Source organism: bacterium (assembly GCA_018814885.1).
Taxonomy (GTDB): Bacteria; Krumholzibacteriota; Krumholzibacteriia; order LZORAL124-64-63; family LZORAL124-64-63; genus JAHIYU01.
Genome location: JAHIYU010000086.1, coordinates 1 through 2,622, shown reverse-complemented (window position 1 = coordinate 2,622; position 2,622 = coordinate 1). Strand labels below are relative to the sequence as shown.

The following is a 2,622-nucleotide window of genomic DNA, read 5'->3' as shown; positions in this document are numbered from 1 at the left end:
CGCCGCAGCGCCCGGCCGCGCCGTCAGCGAGGCGGTCTGGTGCGAACTGACGGCGACCGGCCGGCTGCTCGGCGAGGTGACCCGGGCGCCCGCCGGCGACCGCGGCTTCGGCTACGATCCGGTGTTCCGTCCGCTCGGCGGCGAGCGCACCCTGGCGGAGATGGCGCCGGCGGAGAAGAACGCCGTCAGCCATCGCGGCGTGGCCCTGCGCCGGTTGCTCGACGCCGCCCGGAGCGTGTACGCGGCGGAGCAGTGAACGTCCATTGACAGCCCGTGCCTCCGTTATTATCCATTGGCGTGACGTAAGCGGCGACAAACAGGACTCTTAACCTGATGGACGGGCCGCGTGGAGGCGGGAGCGGCGATTGCTCGACCCGCGCCGTGTGTACCGAGGTCGACGGGGAAGGGGACTGTCCCGCCGGCCGCCGGTGGAAGTCCGGTCGGGGCGTGGCGCAGCCCGGTAGCGCACCTGCTTTGGGAGCAGGGGGTCGGAGGTTCGAATCCTCTCGCCCCGACCAACGACAGCGCGGTTCGGCGCCTGGTGCCGGGCGTGATCTTGACACGTCCGGGGGCGTGGCCCATTATACCCGTCCGCGCCCCACGAGCGCGGGCGCAGCGTGATCGACGCGCCTGTAGCTCAGTTGGATAGAGCACCGGACTTCTAATCCGGCGGTCGCAGGTTCGAATCCTGCCAGGCGCGCCATACGCAATCACTGCGGTGGTGGATGTAGCTCAGTTGGCAGAGCCCCTGGTTGTGGTCCAGGTGGTCGTGGGTTCGAATCCCATCATCCACCCCACGCATCCCCCGGACCCGCGCGGTCCGGCGCCGGCCGCGGCCGCCTCGGGGCGGACGCGGTCGAAGGACGGCGCGGCCCCCCACAGGGGGCCGTTCGTCTTGTACCGGATGACGGGGTGGGACCCGATCGTCCCGTTCGCCTTGGTGAGTGTCGTAACGAGCGGCCGCGCGGCCGCGCCAACAGGAGGAAGAGCATGGCCAGTGTCAACAAGGCGTTCATCGTGGGCAACCTGGGCCGCGACCCGGAGATGCGTTACACCCAGACCAACACCCCGGTGGCGACCTTCAGCGTCGCGACCACCGACCAGTGGACCGACAAGAACGGCGAGAAGCAGGAGCGCACCGAGTGGCACCGCGTGGTGGCGTGGGCCCGTCTGGCCGAGATCTGCGGCCAGTACCTGCAGAAGGGCAAGCAGGTCTACATCGAGGGCCGCCTGCAGACCCGCGAGTGGGAGGACCAGAACGGGCAGAAGCGCTACACGACCGAGATCGTGGCGCGCGAGATGCAGATGCTCGGCCGCGCCGGCGACGCGCCGCCCCGAGAGGCCTACGCCCAGCAGAAGCCGGCCCGCCAGGCCAGCCAGGGCGGCGCCGACGACCCGTTCCCCGAGGCCCCCATGCCGGGCAACGACGACGACGATCTGCCGTTCTGAGCGCCGCCGCGACGAACATGCCAGAGACGCTCCGCAAGGGGCGTCTCTTTTCTTGCGGCGATTCTGGCGTATACTGGGTATCAGGCCCTGGCCCCGGAGTCCGCATGCGCCGTGTCCCGTTCATTTGCTGCCTGCTCGCCGCCGCTGCGCCCGCGTCCGCCTGGACGCCCGCGCCCCTCGGCCGCTGGGACCTCCCGGCCGGGCGCGGCGCCGCCGTCACGCTGCAGCTCGATGGCGACCTCGCCCTCGTCGGCGCCGACGACACCGCCGACAACGGCAATCCCGGCGGCTGGTTCTGGGCGGTGGACCTGTCAGATCCCGCGGCGCCCGTCCAGCGCGCGGAGCTCGAGCTGACCGGCGTGCCCGCGGACATCGCGCGACACGGCGACATCGCGGCGGTGGTCTGGTACCACGTGCGCATCAACCGCGGCGCCCTGGCGCTGATCGACCTGGGCGATCCCCCGCCCCCCGGGATCGCAGCCGAGGCGACCGTCTTCGGCGCGCCCACGGCCGTGGCCTGGCTGCCGCCCTACGTAGTGACGGCGGTCCGGGGGACCGGCGCGGGCATCGGCGACCATCTGCTGGTGCAGTACGCGGCCGATCCCGGGAATCCGGTCTATGCGGACACCGTCCTGCTGCCCTTCGCGCCCTCGGCCCTGGCGCTCGGCGATGGCCTGCTGTACGTGTCCGGCGACGCGGGCAGCCTCGCCCAGCTGGAGTGGTTCGACACCTCCGACCCGTCGGACATGACGCTCGTGGACAGCTGGGGCCTCTCGCTGCACTTCGTCGCCCTCGACGTCCAGGGCGACCTGCTCCACACCCTGCGCGAGAGCGGCGACTACGTCCTGGTCGATCTCTCGGGGGACTACCTGTGGTTCCGCGCCGCGCTGGACCTGCCGTCGCCCCCGGGCGGCCTGGCCAGAAGCGGCGACGCGATCTACGCGGCGGCCGGCGGCAACCTGACGGTCATCGGCGCCGGCGATCCCGATCATCCCTTCACCGCCGGCACCTTCGCCGACGGCGCGGCCGCGGACGTGGCCCTCGGCGCCGACGTCTGCGCGCTGCTGGACGCGACGGGCCTGTGGACGCTGCCGCTCTTCGACGGGCCCACGCCGGTCTTCGTGTCGGGTTTCCGGGCGGCGGACGCGGACCGCGCGGTGCTGCTGCGCTGGG

General features: G+C 72.0%; 3 protein-coding genes and 3 tRNA genes. All 6 read left to right on the top strand.

Annotated elements, in window-relative coordinates; all coding sequences use genetic code 11:
- Positions 1-256: non-canonical purine NTP pyrophosphatase (locus KJ554_05200; protein ID MBU0741733.1), on the top strand; the 256-nt coding region annotated here is incomplete at its 5' end.
- Between the two features lie 185 nt (positions 257-441).
- Positions 442-518 (top strand) — tRNA-Pro (locus KJ554_05195).
- A 108-nt stretch (positions 519-626) separates the two neighbouring features.
- A tRNA-Arg gene (locus KJ554_05190) sits at positions 627-703 on the top strand.
- An 18-nt stretch (positions 704-721) separates the two neighbouring features.
- Positions 722-797: transfer RNA gene (locus tag KJ554_05185), tRNA-His, on the top strand.
- 193 nt (positions 798-990) lie between these two features.
- The gene (locus tag KJ554_05180) at positions 991-1,449 is read left to right on the top strand and encodes a single-stranded DNA-binding protein (protein MBU0741732.1); all 459 of its coding nucleotides are present in this window, start codon (positions 991-993) and stop codon (positions 1,447-1,449) included.
- Between the two features lie 104 nt (positions 1,450-1,553).
- The coding region (locus KJ554_05175) for a hypothetical protein (protein MBU0741731.1) at positions 1,554-2,622 on the top strand (1,069 nt) is incomplete at its 3' end.

Excerpts from the sequence above, each read along its gene's own strand:
- KJ554_05180 (MBU0741732.1), top strand. The coding sequence starts at position 991 with ATGGCCAGTGTCAACAAGGCGTTCATCGTGGGCAACCTGGGCCGCGAC.